General features: G+C 54.2%; 14 protein-coding genes. 11 read left to right on the top strand and 3 right to left on the bottom strand.

Going from position 1 to position 18,945, the window contains the following annotated elements; translation table 11 throughout:
* Positions 1 to 179: 179 nt before the first annotated feature.
* Together msrQ and msrP are read right to left on the bottom strand one after the other, a co-directional pair.
* Positions 180 to 785: a protein-methionine-sulfoxide reductase heme-binding subunit MsrQ gene (gene msrQ / locus WFO64_RS18220; RefSeq protein WP_337013459.1), complete on the bottom strand. Its 606-nt coding sequence runs from the start codon at positions 783 to 785 to the stop codon at positions 180 to 182.
* Entirely contained in the window at positions 786 to 1,790 is a 1,005-nt protein-coding gene (gene msrP / locus WFO64_RS18225) for a protein-methionine-sulfoxide reductase catalytic subunit MsrP (RefSeq protein WP_337013460.1), read from the bottom strand.
* A 285-nt stretch (positions 1,791 to 2,075) separates the two neighbouring features.
* On the opposite strand from msrP, the gene csrD reads away from it, so the two are divergent.
* From csrD to tldD, 8 genes are all read left to right on the top strand, one after another.
* Positions 2,076 to 4,025 (top strand): RNase E specificity factor CsrD, encoded by a 1,950-nt coding sequence (gene csrD / locus WFO64_RS18230; RefSeq protein ID WP_337013461.1) that lies wholly within the window; start codon positions 2,076 to 2,078, stop codon positions 4,023 to 4,025.
* Positions 4,026 to 4,335: 310 nt separating this feature from the next.
* The gene (gene mreB / locus WFO64_RS18235) at positions 4,336 to 5,379 is read left to right on the top strand and encodes a rod shape-determining protein MreB (RefSeq protein WP_003855260.1); all 1,044 of its coding nucleotides are present in this window, start codon (positions 4,336 to 4,338) and stop codon (positions 5,377 to 5,379) included.
* 148 nt (positions 5,380 to 5,527) lie between these two features.
* Entirely contained in the window at positions 5,528 to 6,544 is a 1,017-nt protein-coding gene (mreC, locus tag WFO64_RS18240; RefSeq protein WP_337013462.1) for a rod shape-determining protein MreC, read from the top strand.
* A complete protein-coding gene (gene mreD / locus WFO64_RS18245) occupies positions 6,541 to 7,029 on the top strand; it encodes a rod shape-determining protein MreD (RefSeq protein WP_337013463.1) in 489 nt (162 codons plus the stop codon). Before mreC ends, mreD begins: the two co-directional genes overlap by 4 nt.
* An 8-nt stretch (positions 7,030 to 7,037) precedes the next feature.
* Complete coding sequence (locus WFO64_RS18250; protein ID WP_337013464.1) at positions 7,038 to 7,631, top strand: Maf family protein; 594 nt, start codon at positions 7,038 to 7,040, stop codon at positions 7,629 to 7,631.
* Positions 7,621 to 9,090: a ribonuclease G gene (rng, locus tag WFO64_RS18255; RefSeq protein ID WP_337013465.1), complete on the top strand. Its 1,470-nt coding sequence runs from the start codon at positions 7,621 to 7,623 to the stop codon at positions 9,088 to 9,090. The genes WFO64_RS18250 and rng overlap by 11 nt, the downstream gene beginning before the upstream one ends.
* A 150-nt stretch (positions 9,091 to 9,240) precedes the next feature.
* The gene (yhdP, locus tag WFO64_RS18260) at positions 9,241 to 13,068 is read left to right on the top strand and encodes an AsmA2 domain-containing protein YhdP (RefSeq protein ID WP_337013466.1); all 3,828 of its coding nucleotides are present in this window, start codon (positions 9,241 to 9,243) and stop codon (positions 13,066 to 13,068) included.
* Between the two features lie 64 nt (positions 13,069 to 13,132).
* The gene (gene tldD / locus WFO64_RS18265) at positions 13,133 to 14,578 is read left to right on the top strand and encodes a metalloprotease TldD (protein WP_337013467.1); all 1,446 of its coding nucleotides are present in this window, start codon (positions 13,133 to 13,135) and stop codon (positions 14,576 to 14,578) included.
* A 33-nt stretch (positions 14,579 to 14,611) separates the two neighbouring features.
* Here the strand turns inward: tldD and aaeR are convergent, their stop codons facing one another.
* Positions 14,612 to 15,529, bottom strand: coding sequence for an HTH-type transcriptional activator AaeR (gene aaeR, locus WFO64_RS18270; RefSeq protein ID WP_337013468.1), 918 nt, complete (start codon positions 15,527 to 15,529; stop codon positions 14,612 to 14,614).
* Between the two features lie 232 nt (positions 15,530 to 15,761).
* Between aaeR and aaeX the strand changes: the two genes are divergently transcribed.
* From aaeX to aaeB, 3 genes are read left to right on the top strand one after another with little or no spacing between them, the layout of a single operon-like run.
* The gene (gene aaeX, locus WFO64_RS18275; protein WP_337013469.1) at positions 15,762 to 15,965 is read left to right on the top strand and encodes a p-hydroxybenzoic acid efflux pump operon protein AaeX; all 204 of its coding nucleotides are present in this window, start codon (positions 15,762 to 15,764) and stop codon (positions 15,963 to 15,965) included.
* 7 nt (positions 15,966 to 15,972) lie between these two features.
* Positions 15,973 to 16,905, top strand: coding sequence for a p-hydroxybenzoic acid efflux pump subunit AaeA (aaeA, locus tag WFO64_RS18280; RefSeq protein ID WP_337013470.1), 933 nt, complete (start codon positions 15,973 to 15,975; stop codon positions 16,903 to 16,905).
* Between the two features lie 9 nt (positions 16,906 to 16,914).
* Positions 16,915 to 18,867, top strand: a complete 1,953-nt coding sequence (gene aaeB / locus WFO64_RS18285) for a p-hydroxybenzoic acid efflux pump subunit AaeB (RefSeq protein WP_337013471.1) — start codon at positions 16,915 to 16,917, stop codon at positions 18,865 to 18,867.
* The last annotated feature ends 78 nt before the right edge of the window (positions 18,868 to 18,945 follow it).

Genomic DNA, 18,945 nt, shown 5'->3' on the forward strand with positions numbered 1-18,945 from the left:
TCTTCATTTGTCACCTTTCAGCATGAAAAAGAAGATCCGACGAGCAATAAAGCCGGGCATTATATCCGTTTCGTGTCATTTCGCAGCAAAATACTGGTCTTATCTGCGAAGATGATCGGATGTGACCTGCGGCCACATCTTTTATCAGAAAACAGCAGAGAAAAACAACGGGTGAGGCGCTAGCGGGGCCACCATTTGAGAAATTTTTTGTAACGCCAGACTAACAGTATTGCAGCAAGTAGTGCGTAGATAACGGGCTGGGGCGACACGGTTTTCACTGACCAGATATAGTGAATCGGCACCAGAATCGCCACAAGATAGACCGCGTTGTGCAGGGTTTGCCAGCGCTTACCGAGCTTGCGCTGAGCGCGCTGAAAGGACGTCAGCGCCAGGGCCATTAATATCAGCCAGCTGATAATCCCCAGCGTCAGATAAGGACGGGAGATCAGCTCACTGCCCAGCAGACGCAGATTATCAGCGCCCAGCTCCAGCAGGTAATAGCTCAGCAGATGGAGAGAAGCCCAGACAAACGTCCAGACGCCAAGCAGACGTCGGGTGCGGATTAACAACGGCTGCCTGCCGTAACGTGCCAGCGGTGAGACCAGCAGCGTACCCAGCAGCAGTTTTAGCGCCATGCGGCCAGTAAAATGCTGAATATCTTTTGCCGGATCCGCACTCAGGCCCCCCTGCATCGCAGCAATAACCAGATAAATTAGCGGCAACAGGGCTGCCAGGTGCAGGATCACCTTTAACCCGGTGATCTGTTTTATCGATAGGCGTACCACTTAATAATTCTCCCGTAAATCCAGCCCACGGTAGAGCGACGCCACTTGCTCGGCATAGCCGTTAAGCAGCAGCGTTGGCTGACGTTCGACCTTCAGACTGCCGCCAGGACCAATAAACCGCTCAGTGGCCTGTGACCAGCGCGGATGATTGACGTGCGGATTCACATTGGCATAAAAACCATATTCATCTGCGGCAATCTGGTTCCAGGTGGTCGGTGGCTGCGTCGCGGTCAGCGTGATTTTGACGATCGACTTAATGCCTTTAAAGCCATATTTCCACGGTACCGTCAGACGAATCGGTGCGCCATTCTGCGGCGGCAGCGCTTTGCCATAAACCCCGGTCGTCAGTATTGTCAGCGGATGCATCGCTTCATCCAGACGTAAACCTTCAACATAGGGATAATTGAGGCCACCGCCAATAAAGCGATCTTTCTGGCCTGGCATCTGCTCGGGATCGTACAGTGTCTGGAAGGCGACAAAGCGCGCTTTGCTGGTGGGTTCCGCCAGCGAAAGAAGCTTATTCAACTCAAAGCCAATCCAGGGCACCACCATCGACCAGGCCTCCACGCAGCGCATACGATAGATACGTTGCTCCATGGCAAAACGTTTAAAGATGTCATCCATATCCACTGTCAGGGGCTTAGCCACTTCGCCATCAATGGTCAGTTTCCAGGGTTGAGTTTTCAGCGTACCGGCATTGGCAGCCGGATCGGCTTTATCCAGCCCGAACTCATAGAAGTTGTTGTAACCGGATACTTTGTCTTCAGGCGTCAAGGTGAGATCGGCTTGATATTGCGCCGGTTTGGTAAAGTCCAGCGGCCGGCCTGCTGGCGCTGGTGGGCGGTCGTTGCCTTTGAACCAACTGAGAATATCGGCATTCGCTACGCCCGGCATACCCATCGCCGCAGCGCTCAGTCCCAGCGTTTTCAGCACCTGGCGGCGCTTCATGTTAAAAATGCTCTCCGGCGTTACGTCGGCTTCGGTCAGGTGGGGTATGCGTTTCATGGGGCCTTCTCCAGACAGGATGTCATCAACCAGCATGATGACTATCGCTGATATCAGCCAGTTTCGCTGTGAAAATGTGAAATTTCCTGGCTGACCGGTGCGATAAGAATGGACCGAAAAGTGTCGGGATCAACGTCAGCGATGATATCCCGACGATATACTTCTGCTTCATGCGGCTCGGCGCTGTCGATAGAGGCAAATTATGCTATTTTGCTCACCCTATCGTCAGGCTGACGATACAAGATTGGGTGATTCGGTTATCACCGCAGTAATACAGGCACAGGGATGCGATTAACCACAAAATTATCTGCATTTATTACCTTTTTGAGCCTGCTGGCAATGTTATTGATGCTGGCTGGCTGCGCATTCAGTGTTTTCTGGTTCAGTCATCAGCGGGTTGAACATCGGGCGCAGGTGCTGGCGACTGAGGTCGATCAGGCGATGTTCACTCAGACGCCTGCGCAGTTGCATAGCTGGCTCAAACCTATGATGCCGATAATGAATGCCGAGCAGATTTTACTTCACAACGGCAGACAGACTTTCCTCACACTCTCCCGACACGAAAACCAGATGCTGGAAGACGAGCCCAATCGTTTTATCCAGGTTGATGTGCCTTTGATGCATCAGACCGGTTTACAGTTGCGGGTCGTCACCCTTGATCCTGCCAAAACCTGGCTACGATCCATCACCGGGGCCTACACGCTGGGCATCCTGTTTACCGTCATGTTGGTGATGAGTCTGGTGCTATTGCTGATGCATCGCTGGCTCAGTCGTCAGTGGCGCAGCATGGAGCATCTTGAAGCGCGGGCAGAGGCGATTATCAACGGTGATCGTGGGATAGGGCCGAAACGCGATGCGGATGAATGGCCACCCAGGGCGAGCCGCGCATTGGATGTGTTGCTGGCTGATCTGCAGGAAGCGAGCGAACAGCGTCTGCGTATCGACACGCTGATCCGCACCTTTGCCGCGCAGGATGGACGCACCGGCCTCAACAACAGGCTGTTCTTCGATAACCAGCTCGCCACCCTGCTGGAGGATCAGGAAGATGTCGGTACGCATGGTGTGGTGATGATGGTGCGCCTGCCCGATCTGGATACGCTGAAGGACGCACTGGAGCCGGGGCTGGTTGAGGAATACCTCTTTAATTTCGTCAACATGCTCTCTACCTTTGTGCTGCGCTACCCTGGCGCACTGCTGGCACGTTATTTTCGCAGTGATTTTGCCGTGCTACTGCCACATCGCAGTCTTAAAGAGGCAAACAGTATTGCCGATCAGCTGATCAATGCCGTTGATTCTCTGCCACCGATGCGTCTGGTTAATCGTGATGATCTGATTCATATCGGTATCAGCGCCTGGCACAGCGGGCAGACCGTGCCGCAAGTAATGGAAAATGCCGAAATGGCAACCCGCCGAGCGGCACTCCTGGGCGGCAACAACTGGACCAATGGTGCAGGAAATCCTCAGGACGCCGGACGGGGTAGTGTGCGCTGGCGAACCCTGCTGGAGAACACCCTCAGCCGTGGCGGCCCGCGGCTATACCATAAACCCACCGTCAATATTGAGGGTAAGGTACAGCATCGGGTGATGCTGACCCGTATCTTTGATGGCGATAAAGAGGTGCTGGCCGCAGAATATATGCCGCTGGTGCAGCAACTCGGCATGGCTGATGGCTGGGATCGCCAGCTAGTGACTCGCATTGCGGCACTCTCTGAACTCTGGCCGGAAGAGACGCTGGTGATTCCGGTGACAATTACCTCGCTCCTGCAACGTTCATTTGTGCTCTGGCTCCAGAACATGCTGTTGCAGTGCCCAAAAGCACAAAGAAAACGATTTTTATTTGAACTTGCCGAGGCAGATGTTTGTCAACACATCAACCGTTTAACGCCAGTCTTCCTCGCGCTTAAGGCTTTTGGCTGTCGGGTTGCGGTGAATCAGGCGGGTTTAACCGTGGTCAGTAGCGCCTATATACGACAGCTGCCGCTGGAGATGATCAAGCTTGATGCCGGTCTGATTCGCAACATCGAGCGGCGGACTGAAAATCAGCTGTTTGTGCAGAGTCTGCTGGAAGTCTGTAAGTCCACGGGCATTCAGGTATTTGCTACCGGAGTCCGTACTAAGGTGGAGTGGCAAACATTAGTGGCGCTGGGTGTAGCTGGCGGGCAGGGTGACTTCTTTGCCCCTTCGCTTCCGGTTAACAGTAGCGTGAAGAAGTATTCCCAACGTTACCGTATTTAATGAATTGCCGTCGTACTGATGGAAATTTGCGGTTTTTTTAATGTTAAGCCGCATCTGAACCCATAACCTTACTGCCGGAAATGTTAGATTTTATGTCGGGTATAGCGAGGGGAAGTCGCGTCAAATGCAGTGCTGATGGCGTCTGGTCGCCATTCTGCTGTTGCGGAACGCCGGTTCAGATGACTTAAACGCAATCAGGCGTCTTTTTTCACCGAAGCAGAACGTTTTTGCGCCTTGTGGCAGCTTCGTGTGGTTGGTAAAGTAAGCGGATTTTATTTTCCGCCCCCAGCTTGCAGGATTATCCCTTAGTATGTTTAAAAAATTTCGTGGCATGTTTTCCAACGACTTGTCCATTGACCTGGGTACTGCGAATACCCTGATTTATGTGAAAGGACAAGGTATCGTGCTGAACGAGCCTTCCGTGGTCGCCATTCGACAGGATCGTGCCGGTTCACCGAAAAGTGTTGCGGCCGTGGGTCATGACGCCAAACAGATGCTCGGCCGTACGCCAGGCAATATTGCCGCTATTCGTCCAATGAAAGATGGCGTTATCGCTGACTTCTTCGTGACTGAAAAGATGCTGCAACACTTCATCAAGCAGGTTCACAGTAACAGCTTTATGCGTCCCAGCCCGCGTGTGCTGGTCTGCGTACCCGTCGGGGCCACGCAGGTAGAACGTCGTGCGATCCGTGAATCCGCTCAGGGCGCAGGCGCACGTGAAGTCTTTCTAATCGAAGAGCCGATGGCTGCAGCAATTGGTGCCGGTCTGCCCGTTTCTGAAGCGACCGGTTCAATGGTAGTCGATATTGGTGGCGGGACTACAGAAGTGGCGGTGATCTCCCTGAACGGTGTGGTCTACTCCTCATCAGTGCGCATTGGTGGCGATCGTTTCGATGAAGCTATTATTAACTATGTCCGTCGTAACTACGGTTCACTGATTGGTGAAGCGACTGCAGAACGTATTAAGCATGAGATCGGTTCAGCCTATCCGGGTGATGAAGTCCGTGAAATTGAAGTACGTGGCCGTAACCTGGCAGAAGGTGTACCGCGCGGCTTCACGCTGAACTCTAACGAAATTCTGGAAGCGCTGCAGGAGCCGTTAACCGGCATCGTTAGCGCGGTGATGGTTGCTCTTGAGCAGTGTCCGCCTGAGCTGGCCTCCGATATCTCGGAGCGCGGCATGGTGCTGACCGGTGGTGGTGCGTTACTGCGCAACCTGGATCGTCTGCTAATGGAAGAGACGGGCATTCCGGTTGTGGTTGCTGAAGATCCACTGACCTGTGTGGCTCGCGGTGGCGGCAAGGCGCTGGAAATGATCGACATGCATGGCGGCGATTTGTTCAGCGAAGAATAATTGCCTCAACCGGCTGAGAACGCAATGATCATGCGAGGGAGTGGCATGTGAACCGGCGAAATCTGTGCCGGTACAGTGCGTTCAGCCCAGGGAAGCGCGGTGTTTTGCCGTAGCTTCCTTACCTGTTGTCGAGGATCACGCAGATTATATGAAGCCGATTTTTAGCAGGGGGCCTTCCCTGCAGTTGCGTCTTTTTCTGGCGGTAATTGTGGCGATTGCCATCATCATTGCCGACAGTCGAGTGGGTTCTTTCACCCAAATACGCAACTATCTGGATACGTCGGTCAGCCCGTTTTATTTCCTGGCCAATGGGCCACGTCAACTGCTGGATGGCGTGTCGGAGTCGCTGGCGTCACGTCAGCAACTGGAGCAGGAAAACAAAGCATTACGTCGTGAGCTCTTCCTGAAAAACAGTAACCTGTTAATGCTGGGGCAATATAAGCAGGAAAACGCACGTCTGCGAGAACTGCTGGGTTCACCGCTGCGCCAGGATGAGCAAAAGATGGTGACACAGGTGATTTCCACCGGTAGCGATCCTTACACCGATCAGGTGGTAATCGACAAAGGCAGCGTTAACGGTGTCTATGAAGGTCAGCCGGTCATCAGTGATAAAGGTGTGGTCGGTCAGGTCATTGCCGTCGGACAACTCACCAGCCGTGTTCTGCTGATCTGTGATGCGTCACATGCCCTGCCAATACAGGTGTTGCGTAATGACATTCGTGTGATTGCCGCAGGTAACGGTTGTACTGAAGATCTCCAGCTCGAACATCTGCCGGGTAATACGGACATTCGGGTAGGCGATGTGCTGGTGACGTCAGGCATTGGTGGCCGTTTCCCTGAGGGTTATCCGGTGGGCGTGGTTTCCTCGGTGAAAGTGGATACCCAGCGTGCTTACACGGTGATTCAGGCACATCCGACCGCGGGCCTGCAGCGTCTGCGTTACCTGCTGCTGCTATGGGGTGCCGATCGCAATGGTGATATGCCGTTGCCGCAGGATGAAGTTCATCGCGTTGCAAACGAGCGTCTGATGCAGATGATGCCGCAAGTATTACCGCCTGCGGGTGAAATGGGTCCGCCCGCGCCTGCCGCTCAGATGGGACCGCCTGCACCAACCAGCAGCAGCGGACAGAGCGGCTCCTCGCGTTCACGCGGGGGCCAGCCTTGAGTCGATATCGCAGCCAGGGGCGTTGGGTCATCTGGCTCTCTTTCCTGGTTGCGCTAGTCCTGCAGATCATGCCATGGCCGGATGAGATTTATATGTTCCGGCCCTCATGGCTGCTGTTGATCCTCATCTATTGGGTACTCGCACTGCCGCATCGGGTCAATGTCGGTAGCGGATTTTTGCTGGGTGCCATCATGGATCTTATTGCCGGTTCCACGCTCGGTGTGCGTGCGCTGGCGCTGAGTATCATCGCCTACCTGATTGCCTTTAAGTTCCAGTTATTCCGCAACTTAGCGTTGTGGCAGCAAGCGTTAATGGTTATGGTGCTGTCACTGGCAATGGATGTGATCGTCTTCTGGGCAGAATTCCTGGTAATTAACGTTTCATTCCGACCTGAAATTTTCTGGAGCAGTGTCGTCGACGGTATTCTCTGGCCCTGGCTATTCTTAATAATGAGAAAAATTCGTCGTCAGTTCGCTGTTCAATAAGGAAATTTATGCTAACCCTCTATCTTGCTTCCGGTTCACCGCGTCGTCGTGAGCTGTTAACTCAACTTGGCCTGACATTCGAGCGCATCGTGACTGACGTTGAAGAGCAGCGTCAGCCGAATGAAGCGGCGGAGGTCTATGTCCGCCGTCTGGCCAATGACAAAGCGCAGGCGGGTGTAAAACGGGCTGCGCAGGATCTGCCGGTGCTGGGTGCGGATACGATTGTGGTGTTGAATGGTGAAGTGCTGGAAAAACCGCGCGATGCCGCCGATGCCCACGCGATGCTGCGCAAACTCTCAGGTCATACGCATCAGGTGATGACGGCGGTGGCCCTGGCTGACAGCCAGCAGGCACTGGATTGCGTTGTGACCACTGATGTGACATTTCGCACCTTAACCGCGACCGACATCGACGACTATATCGCTACCGGCGAGCCAATGGATAAAGCGGGTGCATACGGTATTCAGGGCAGGGGAGGAAACTTTGTCCGCAAAATTAATGGAAGCTACCATGCGGTGGTGGGATTACCTTTGGTTGAGACAGGGGAGTTGATCAGCCATTTCCAGTCACTGCGTGCCGTAAGGAGTCAACATGACGGCTGAATTACTGGTTAACGTCACGCCTTCGGAAACGCGTGTTGCCTATATCGACGGCGGCATCCTTCAGGAAATACATATTGAGCGTGAAGCGCGGCGCGGTATTGTTGGCAATATTTATAAAGGCCGTGTAAGCCGTGTTCTGCCTGGCATGCAGGCCGCCTTTGTCGATATCGGTCTGGAAAAAGCGGCCTTTTTGCACGCCTCTGACATCATGCCGCATACCGAATGTGTGGCGGGCGATGAAAAGAAAAACTTTATCGTGCGGGATATTGCCGAACTGGTGCGTCAGGGACAGGATCTGGTCGTTCAGGTTGTAAAGGATCCGCTTGGCACTAAAGGAGCCCGACTGACCACTGACATCACTCTGCCGTCACGTTACCTGGTCTTTATGCCGGGCGCATCGCATGTGGGTGTCTCTCAGCGTATTGAGAGTGAGAAAGAGCGAGACAGGCTTAAAGCGGTAGTGGCTGACTACTGCGACGATCTGGGCGGCTTCATTATCCGTACCGCCGCAGAAGGCATCGGGGATGAGGAGCTGGCGCAGGACGCCGCTTTTCTGAAGCGTCTCTGGACCAAAGTCAGTGAGCGTAAAAAACGTAATCAAACCCGCTGCCTGCTCTATGGAGAGCTGGCCCTGGCTCAGCGTATTCTGCGAGATTTTGCGGGCGCAGCGCTGGATCGCATCCGGGTGGACTCCCGTCTGACCTGCGACATGCTGGTGGAATTTACCGGTGAATATATCCCGGAAATGGCCGGTAAGCTGGAGCTTTACAACGGCAAACAGCCTATTTTCGATCTGTTTGACGTCGAAAATGAGATTCAGCGTTCGCTGGATCGCAAAGTTGAACTAAAGTCAGGCGGATACCTGATAATCGACCAGACCGAAGCGATGACTACCATCGATATCAACACCGGTGCGTTTGTCGGCCATCGCAACCTGGATGAGACGATCTTTAATACCAATGTTGAAGCCACTCAGGCAATCGCGCGTCAGCTGCGACTGCGTAATCTTGGTGGCATCATCATTATCGACTTTATCGATATGAGCAATGAAGACCATCGGCGCCGGGTACTGCATTCGCTGGAGAGCGCGCTCAGTAAAGATCGGGTTAAAACCGGTATTAATGGTTTCTCGGCGCTGGGTTTGGTTGAGATGACGCGTAAGCGCACCCGTGAAAGTATTGAACATGTTTTGTGCCAGAATTGTCCGGTCTGCAAAGGGCGCGGCACGCTGAAAACCGTTGAAACGGTTTGCTATGAAATCATGCGTGAGATTGTCCGGGTTCACCACGCCTATGATTCTGATCGTTTTCTGGTCTATGTTTCACCGGCGGTAGGTGAGGCGTTAAAAATCGATGAGTCGCATGCACTGGCTGAAGTTGAAATTTTTGTCGGTAAGCAGGTTAAAGTTCATGTCGAAGCGCTTTACACTCAGGAGCAGTTCGACGTGGTGATGATGTAACGCCAGCCCGGTTACCGGTTTCTTCGGATGGCGGGATGAAAAATCGCCCTTGTTTGAGATAAAATGCGCGTTTTTTAACGTTTTTATCTGAAGACGGTCGGGTATGAGAACCAACTATCCGTCGTTTGCGGAACACAAGGAGAGGCGTGAGTGAGGCAGTTGCCGAGGATTTTGTTACTGCTGGTCGCGGCAATCATCGTGATTGTCGCGCTGCTGGTCAGCGGATTGCGTCTGGTGATGCCGCATCTCGACAGCTATCGCAGCAACCTTCTGCAATTCATCGCCGACAATACTGGCGTGCCGGTCAACGCCAGCCAGTTACAAGGCAAATGGGAGAATTTCGGCCCAACCTTGCAGGTTCATGATCTCAGCGTCGATTTGCATGAGAACGGCAAACTCACCATCAAACGCATCAATCTGGCGCTCGACGTCTGGCAATCGCTGTTGCGCTGGCGCTGGCAGTTCCGCGATCTGACTTTCTGGCAGCTGCATCTCGACAGTAATCGTCCACTGCTAGACAATGACAAAGAGAAAAACAGCTTCCGTCCGGCGCAAATTAACGAACTCTTCCTGCGCCAGTTTGACCACTTTGACCTGCGTGACAGCACCATTCGTTTCCGCACTCCTTCCGGCCAGCATGCTGAGCTGGCGATCCCTCGACTGACCTGGGTCAATAAAGATAACCGCCACCGGGCAGAAGGCGAAGTCAGTCTGTCCAGCTTTACTGGCCAGCACGGCGTGGTACAGGTACGGCTCGATCTTAACGACAGCAACGGTTTACTTAATGATGGCCGCATCTGGATGCAGGCCGACGACGTCGATATGCGTCCGTGGCTAGGCCGTTGGGTGCGCGACAATACCCGGCTGGACAGCGCCCGATTTAGCCTGGCGGCATGGGTTAACCTGCGCGATGGCGATATCTACGCCGGTGATCTGCTGTTGCGTCAGGGCGGAGCCAGCTGGCAGGGCGAGACCGGACGACACCGGATTGAGGTCGATGGGCTGACCGCGCATCTTTCACGCTTCCAGAATGGCTGGGTGGTCAATGTGCCGCAGACCCGGCTCAGCACCGATGGCCAGTCCTGGCCCGCGGGTCACTTCTCCCTGTTATGGCGTCCTGAAGATAAGCAGATGATGGGGCCGGATGGTCAGCCGGAAGTGCGGGTTCGCGCCACACAACTGTTGCTGAGTCATATTGCGCCGATCATTCCGCTGTTTGCGCCGCTCTCTCCAGCACTGTTTGAAAACTGGCAGACGCTGCAGCCACAGGGCACTATCGATGGCCTGGCGCTGGATATCCCGTTGCAGCAGCCTGAAAAAAGCCGCCTACAGGTGAAATGGCGTGATTTCAGCTGGCAGCACTGGAAACTGTTGCCAGGTATCAGCCATTTAAACGGTGAAGCACGTGGCAGCCTGAGTAATGGTCAGGTTAGTGTGGATATGGGGGCGGCGACCGTCCCCTATGGTGACATGTTCCAGGCACCGTTAGAGATCAAACGGATAACCGGTGCGCTGCGTTGGCTGCGTGATGAACATGGTCTGACGCTGGCGGGTGAAAATCTTGATCTGCAGGCGCGCTCGCTCCGGGCACGCGGCGACTTCAGCTATCAGCAGAACAGCGGCGGTGAGCCACGTCTGGATATTCTGGCCGGTATCCGGCTTACCGATGCGGGCGATGCCTGGCGCTACTTCCCGGTGCCGCTGATGGGTAACGGACTCACACACTATCTGAGTGGGGCAGTGAAGGGTGGCAAGGTGGATAACGCCACCTTGCTGTTTGCCGGTAACCCGGCGCTGTTCCCCTTCAAGCACAACGATGGCATGTTCCAGGTATGGGTGCCGCTTCGTCAGGCGACGTATGCGTTTCAGCCCAAATGGCCGGTAATCAGCAATCTCGATATCGATCTTAACTTCCTGAATGACGGTCTGTGGATGAATGCGCCGATGGCCAGACTGGGCGAGGTGGAAGCGCGCAACGTCAGTGCGGTAATCCCTGATTATCTGAAAGAAAAACTGATCATTGATGGAGACATCAGTGGAGAAGGCCAGCAGATCGCTGACTATTTCGGGCAGACGCCGCTGAAACCTTCACTGGGTGCCGCGCTGGAGCAGCTGGAAATTAAAGGCCGCGTCGGCGGTCACCTGAATCTGGATATTCCGCTGGATGGTGAGCAGGTACACGCCCGTGGCAATGTCGATCTGAACAATAATTCGCTGTTTATCAAGCCGCTAAAAACCACTATTAACAACCTCTCAGGCCGCTTCCGTTACGACAACGGCAATCTGGCCAGTGAGGATCTGCGGGCGAACTGGTTTGGTCAGCCGATGGGCGTCCGTTTCAGCACCAGAGAGAATCCGGACGATTTTGGCGTCAACGTAAAACTTCAGGGCGACTGGCAACCTGCTAAAATCAGCCAGGTTCCTGCCGCCGTCAGCAAGCAAGTCGGCGGCCATCTTCCCTGGCAGGGCGACGTTAACATTACGCTGCCTCATCATGGCGGGGCGCATTATGACGTCGCGCTGAACGGTAATGCGAAAGAAGTAAGTAGTCACTTACCTGCACCACTCGATAAGAAAGCAGGTGAGGCGATGCCGATCGCTATCCAGGCCAGTGGCGACCTGCACCATTTCGAGCTTAGTGGCAGCGTCAATGCAAACCATCGTTTTAACAGCCGTTGGTTGCTGGAACCGACGCTGCGCGTGGACCGTGGCATCTGGCTGAATGATGCCCAGAAAACGCCTGCTCTGCCCGATCATGCCGGAATGGTGTTGAACCTGCCTGCGCTGGATGGCGAAGCCTGGGTAGCTATGATGGCAGGCGGAGGTTCTGCGGGGGCGTCCGAACCAGGCACCGGCAATTTCCAGACGGATGGTGTCACGCTGCCTGGTAATATTACTCTTCGCAGCCCGGCTGTTACGCTGGCCGGACAGGAATGGCATGAGGTTGACGCGACACTGGCACAGAGTGCGGGCGGCAAGGGTCAGGTCAGCGTCAATGCGAAGGAGCTGCGTGGTGTGCTGGCAATGGCGCCGAAAGCGCCGTGGCAGGTGAACCTGGATTACCTTTATTACAATCCGCAGTGGGATAACGATGTAGCTAAAGGTGGCAAAGCGCCCACTCAGCAAGCCACTACCATTAATTTCAGTCGTTGGCCTGCCTTACAATTGCGCTGCAAAGAGTGCTGGGTGCTGGGTCAGAAATATGGTCAGGTATCAGCGATGCTGCAACCCAAGGGAGAAACGTTAGCGCTTACTAACGGTAAGGTGGATACCGGCAGTTCGCAGCTGAGAATCAACGGTGAGTGGGTTAACCGCCCGACTGACCAGCGCACCTCGCTGAAGGGCACGCTGAAAGGGCCGAATATTAATAACGCGACTAACTGGTTTGGCGTCAATACCCCGCTGCGCGATGCGCCATTTAATATTGCTTACGACCTGCACTGGCGCTCTGCGCCCTGGCAGCCCTCCGCAGAGACGCTGAGCGGCACCCTTAAAACCCACTTTGGTAAAGGCCAGATTGCGGATGTAAACACCGGCACCGCCGGAAAAATCCTGCGGCTGGTGAGCTTTGATGCGCTACTACGCAAGCTGCGCTTAGACTTCAGCGACACCTTTACCAATTCATTCTATTTCGACTCGATTAACGGCACGGCCTGGATCGAAAATGGCGTAATGCGCACCGATAACCTGCTGGTGGATGGGCTGGAAGCAGACATCGCCATGCAAGGCAATCTCGACCTGGTAAAACGTCAAATCGATATGGAAGCAGTGGTTGCCCCGGAGATATCCGCATCGGTTGGTGTGGCGACAGCCTTTGCCATCAATCCGGTAATCGGCGCGGCGGTTTTCGCCGCCAGTAAAGTTCTGGCACCCTTATGGAACAGAATATCGCTACTGCGTTATCACATCAGTGGCCCGCTGGATAAACCGGAAATCAATGAAGTGCTGCGTAAACCGCGTGAAACAGACAACAAGTGAATTTGACGCCGTACCGGAATTACCGCAGGCTATGATTATCTGAGCACATAATGAGTGAGAAACGATGACTCTGAACCTGGTAAGTGAGCAGTTACTGACTGCTAACGGCATTAATCAGCAGGACCTATTTTCCCTGTTAGGGCAGCTTTCAGAACGTCGTCTGGATTATGCCGACCTCTATTTTCAGTCCAGCTTTCACGAATCCTGGGTGCTGGAAGACAAAATCATTAAAGATGGCTCATACCATATTGATCAGGGTGTGGGCGTGCGCGCGGTCAGTGGTGAAAAAACCGGTTTCGCTTATGCAGACCAGATTACGCTGAACGCGCTGCGTCTCTCCTCTGAAGCGGCACGCAGCATCGTGCGCGAACAGGGAAATGGCAAGGCACACACACTTTCTGCTGTGATGAACCGTTCACTCTATTCGGCGGTCGATCCGCTGAGCAGCCTGACGCGTGAAGACAAAATTGCCCTGCTCCATCGCGTTGATAAAGTCGCCCGTGCAACTGATTCGCGTGTGCAGGAAGTTAATGCCAGCCTGACCGGGGTTTACGAGCAGGTTCTGGTGGCCGCTACTGACGGTACGCTGGCGGCAGATGTCCGTCCACTGGTTCGCCTCTCTATCAGCGTTCAGGTTGAAGATCAGGGCAAGCGTGAACGTGGTGCCAGCGGCGGCGGTGCGCGTACCGGCTATGCGTTTTTTCTGGCGGATGAAAATGGCGAAGTTCGCGCTGATGCCTGGGCGCGTGAAGCGGTACGCATGGCGCTGGTTAATCTCTCTGCTGTGGCGGCACCTGCCGGTGCATTGCCGGTGGTGCTGGGTGCGGGCTGGCCAGGTGTGCTGCTGCATGAAGCGGTTGGCCATGGACTGGAAGGCGATTTCAATCGCCGTGGCACCTCAGTGTTCAGCGGTAAAATCGGTCAGCAGGTCGCGTCTGAACTCTGTACGGTGGTGGATGACGGCACCCTTGAAGGGCTACGCGGTTCACTGGCGGTGGATGATGAAGGCGTCCCTGGTCAGTACAACATGCTGATTGAGAATGGTGTGCTGAAAGGCTACATGCAGGACAAGCTGAATGCGCGCCTGATGGGTGTCAGCCCAACCGGTAACGGACGTCGTGAATCCTACGCGCATCTGCCGATGCCGCGCATGACCAATACTTATATGCTGGCAGGTAAGTCATCGCCGCAGGATATTATTGAAAGCGTTGAATATGGTCTCTACGCGCCGAATTTTGGTGGCGGTCAGGTGGATATCACCTCCGGCAAATTTGTCTTCTCAACCTCAGAGGCTTATCTGATTGAGAACGGTAAAATCACCAAACCGGTCAAAGGCGCAACGCTGATTGGCTCCGGCATTGAAGCGATGCAGCAGATCTCGATGGTGGGTAATGACCTGGCGCTGGATAAAGGCGTGGGCGTCTGCGGTAAAGAGGGCCAGAGCCTGCCGGTCGGTGTGGGCCAGCCAACCCTTAAGCTGGATAAACTGACCATCGGGGGCACTGCCTGATTTGACCTCAACAACCCGCCGCCTGGCGGGTTGTTAGCTTTTACGATGCTGCTGATACTGTTCTGCTACTTGCTCAAAATAACCGGTCAGATAATCGATACAGACCTGCACCTTGAGCGGCAACTTATCCTTCTCGGTATACAGCGCATAGACCGGCCGCGGATCGGACTGATATTGCGGAAATAGAATATCGATCTCGCCTGAGGTGATCTCATCAATCACCCACATCATCGGCACATAGGCGATGCCGTTGCCCGACTTCAGCCAGCGGATCAACGTCAGGGAATCATTGGTCACAAAACGCCCCTGCGGTGCCAGGCGGGTTACTAATCCTTCCGGCGCAATCAGTTCAAAATTGTTGTCGGGCCGTACGCTATATTCCAGCCAGGAAAAATTATCGATGTCGCCCGGTTTTTCCGGTGTGCCATGCTGCGAAAGATAGCTTTTTGCGGCGCACACCACCATTGGCATTGCGCCAAGACGACGTGAAAACAGGCTTGAATCTTTTAAGGCACCCACCCGGATCACCAGGTCCAGACCATCAGCAATCAGGTCCGGTGCTGGAACGCCGGTGACCAGATTCACACTCAGCCCTGGATATTCCCGCAGCATATCGCTGGTCATACCGGCCAAGACGTTCTGCGCCATAGTTGAGGAGCTGCCAATTCGCAGTACGCCAATGGGCGTATTGTTAAAAGCGTAAAGCTGTTCATGAACCTGCGTCGCTTCTGCCAGCATACGGCGGCAGCCCTGATAATAGATTTTGCCCGCTTCGGTTAGCCCGATACTGCGGGTGCTGCGATTCAGCAGCTTCACCTGCAATGCATCTTCAAGTTTCGCGACAATCTGGCTGATTGATGAGACGCTCAGATGAAGCTGACGTGCCGCAGCGGTAAACGAACCCAGTTCGACCACTTTGGCGAAGACAGACATACCTTTCAGTCGTTCCATTATTTACTCTGACTTAAAAGTGATTTAGATCACATTCTGTAGAAAACTTATAGTCAGGCGCGTTATTATAAGCGCGCCGGGGTATCTCCCGGTGATTCTTCATTGCCTGATGCCCTCCGATGATACGCTATTATTAAGCCAGCTGCGGTTTAGATAGCGCTGACAGAGTGTTTTCCTGCGACATCTGAACAGGCAAAGGAGTGTCCCGGCAAGGTTGAACTAAGGATTTCTGATGAGTGTGCTTCCGGTATTTGTCATGTTTGGGCTCTCTTTTCCGCCTATTTTCATTGAACTTATTCTTTCACTGATGCTGTTCTGGTTAGTGAAACGCGTGCTGACGCCGAGCGGTATTTATGATCTTGTCTGGCATCCGGCACTTTTTAATACAGCGCTTTACTGCTGTGTGTTTTACCTTGTCTCCCGTTTATTAGTCTGAGGTTTAAGTGAAAGCACTCATAAGAAAAATCGCGCGCTACGCGATTACTGTCCTGCTGGTCATTATCGCAGTGATTATCATCTTCCGCGCCTGGGTGTTCTATACCGAATCCCCCTGGACGCGTGATGCGCGTTTTGCGGCTGACGTGGTGGCGATTTCGCCTGACGTCACCGGCCTGATTACTGAGGTTCCGGTACACGACAACCAACTGGTGAAGAAGGGTGATACGCTGTTTGTGGTTGACCGGCCGCGCTATCAGAAAGCGCGCGATCAGGCACAGGCGGATGTTGAATATTATCAGGCGCTGGTGAGTGAGAAACGTCGCGAAGCCGGACGACGTAACCAGCTTGGCACCTCCGCGATGTCGCGTGAGGCGATCGAGCAATCCAACAACGATCTGCAAACCAGTGAGCATCAGTTGGCGAAATCGGTGGCGACACGCGATCTGGCGCAGATCGATCTTGAGCGCACCACTGTGAAAGCGCCGTCTGATGGCTGGGTCACTAACCTCAACGTCTATCAGGGTGAATTTATTACCCGTGGTTCTGTGGCGGTGGCGCTGGTTCAGCAACACTCTTTCTATGTACTGGCTTACCTGGAGGAGACCAAACTGCACGGTGTGGAGAAGGGCTTCCGCGCGGAAGTTACCCCGCTCGGCAGCAACATTGTGTTGCGTGGTACGGTTGACAGTGTGGCGGCTGGCGTCACCAACAGCAGCAGCTCGGTCGACAGCAAAGGCATGGCAACAGTGGATTCCAATCTGGAGTGGGTCCGTCTGGCGCAGCGTGTACCGGTGCGCATCCGGCTTGATCAGCAGCCCGGAAATCGCTTCCCGGCGGGGACGACGGCAACCGTGGTGATTACCGGCCAGGCCGATCGCCAGCCTGAACAGGTTTCACCCATGATCCGACTGTTTAATCGCCTGCGTGAGTTTGGTTAAGAGGGCGATATGATCGAGTTCCTGCGTTTCCCGGTAAAGCTTACCTTTGCGCTGGTGCTGGCATTGATGGTTGGCTTTCACTTTAATCTTGAAACGCCGCGCTGGGCGGTGATGACTGCCGGTATCGTGGCGGGCGGCACAGCGTTTGCGGCAGGGGGTGACCCCTATTCCGGGGCGCTGCGCTATCGCGGCGTCTTGCGTATTATCGGGACATTTATTGGCTGTATCGCCGCGCTGACCATCATGATCGCCACCGTTCGTGCGCCGGTCGTGATGCTGCTGCTGTGCTGCATCTGGGCAGGACTCTGCGTCTGGCTCTCTTCGCTGATCAAGGTTGAAAACTCCTACGCACTGGGACTGGCTGGCTACACCGCGCTGATTATTGTGGTAACGGCCAACGCCAGCGGCGGTCTGACGCTGGTGCCACAATATGCGGTGGAGCGCTGCAGTGAAATCGTACTCGGCATTCTGTGTGCCATTCTGGCTGACATGATCTTCTCGCCGCGCTCGATAAAAAAAGTGATCGACGCTGAAGTCGATTCGCTGCTGGTGGCACACTATCACCTGCTCCAACTCTGCGTCGCACATGGTGATAAAGAAGAGGTCGATAAAACCTGGAGTGCGCTGGTACGGCGTACCACGGCCCTGAACAGCATGCGCAGCCAGCTGATGATGGAGTCGTCACGCTGGAAGAACAGTAACCGCCGCTTGCAGATGCTGAATACCCTGTCGTTGACGCTGATTACTCAGGCAGCCGAAACCTTCCTCATCCAGAATTCTCGTCCTGACTACATTCCGCCACAGTATCGTTTGATGGTTGAAAAACCGGCCTCGACGGTCGAAGAGGTGCATAAGCGAATGAAAGTGATGCGGCGGGTAACTCGTGCCAGTGGCAAATCTACGCCGGTCACACTGGCCAGCTGGGTAGGTGCTGCCACCGAATATCTGTTACTGCTCAACGGTATTAAAAGCAACAGCCGAATCACCTCGCTGGAAGAGGAAGTTCTACAGCGCGAAGTGGTGATTCAGGCGCGTTCCGCTGAAACACATCATGCGATGATCAATGGTATCCGTACCTTTGTTGCGACCGCGCTGGGCTCACTGTTCTGGCTCTATACCGGCTGGACGTCAGGCAGCGGCTGTATGGTGATGCTGGCGGTAATTACCGCACTGGCAATGCGTATGCCTAATCCACTGATGATGGCAAAAGATTTTCTCTACGGCATGACGGTCGCAGTTCCGCTGGGTGCACTCTACTTTATGTATGTTCTCCCCGCTACCCAGCAGAGCGCACTGCTGCTCTGTATCGCAATTGGCCTGTTGGGCTTTATTGGTGGCATCTTCATTCAGCGGCGTCAGCTCGGCACATTAGGTGCATTGATCGGAACCCTCAACGTGCTGGTTCTTGATAATCCGATGCAATTCCAGATTAACGTTTTCCTCGACAACGTGCTCGGGCAGGTTATCGGCTGTTTTGTGGCGATGATGGTGATCCTGTTAATACGTGATAAATCAAAAGCGCGCACCGGCCGCAAACTGTTGAACCGCTTTATGTATGCGGCCGTGTCAGCAATGACCACCAATCAGGCACGCCGGCGTGAAAATCATCTGCCGGCGCTCTATCAGCAACTATTTCTGCTGCTGAACCTGTTTCCTGGTGATATCAACAAATATCGCATCGCCCTGACGCTGATTATCGGTCATCAGCGGTTACGCGATGCAGAAGTGCCGGTTAACGCGGATCTCTCTGCTTATCACCGACAACTGCGAAACACCGCTGACCGGGTGATCTCCGCCAGCAGTGACGACAAGCGGCGTTACTATTTTGAACGTCTGCTGAAAGAACTGGATGTTTATCAGGAAAAACTGGCCCATTACGAGGCGCCCGCCAGCGTAACGGAACCGGTAAAACGACTGGCTATGATGCTGGATAAATACCAGAACACGCTCATCCAAATCTGAATCTGGCCGCTGTGATCTGCAGCGGCCAGTGCAATCTCAGCCCATCACAAAATCTGTCGCTTTTGCCAACTATACTCT

The sequence above is a fragment of the Pantoea sp. AS142 genome (assembly GCF_037152305.1).
Taxonomy (GTDB): Bacteria; Pseudomonadota; Gammaproteobacteria; order Enterobacterales; family Enterobacteriaceae; genus Pantoea.

Bases quoted from the DNA above. Each gene is read 5' to 3' on its own strand.
- msrP (WP_337013460.1), bottom strand. From the start codon at position 1,790: ATGAAACGCATACCCCACCTGACCGAAGCCGACGTAACGCCGGAGAGC.
- csrD (WP_337013461.1), top strand. From the start codon at position 2,076: ATGCGATTAACCACAAAATTATCTGCATTTATTACCTTTTTGAGCCTG.
- mreB (WP_003855260.1), top strand. From the start codon at position 4,336: ATGTTTAAAAAATTTCGTGGCATGTTTTCCAACGACTTGTCCATTGAC.
- mreC (WP_337013462.1), top strand. From the start codon at position 5,528: ATGAAGCCGATTTTTAGCAGGGGGCCTTCCCTGCAGTTGCGTCTTTTT.
- WFO64_RS18250 (WP_337013464.1), top strand. From the start codon at position 7,038: ATGCTAACCCTCTATCTTGCTTCCGGTTCACCGCGTCGTCGTGAGCTG.
- rng (WP_337013465.1), top strand. From the start codon at position 7,621: ATGACGGCTGAATTACTGGTTAACGTCACGCCTTCGGAAACGCGTGTT.
- tldD (WP_337013467.1), top strand. From the start codon at position 13,133: ATGACTCTGAACCTGGTAAGTGAGCAGTTACTGACTGCTAACGGCATT.
- aaeR (WP_337013468.1), bottom strand. From the start codon at position 15,529: ATGGAACGACTGAAAGGTATGTCTGTCTTCGCCAAAGTGGTCGAACTG.
- aaeX (WP_337013469.1), top strand. From the start codon at position 15,762: ATGAGTGTGCTTCCGGTATTTGTCATGTTTGGGCTCTCTTTTCCGCCT.
- aaeB (WP_337013471.1), top strand. From the start codon at position 16,915: ATGATCGAGTTCCTGCGTTTCCCGGTAAAGCTTACCTTTGCGCTGGTG.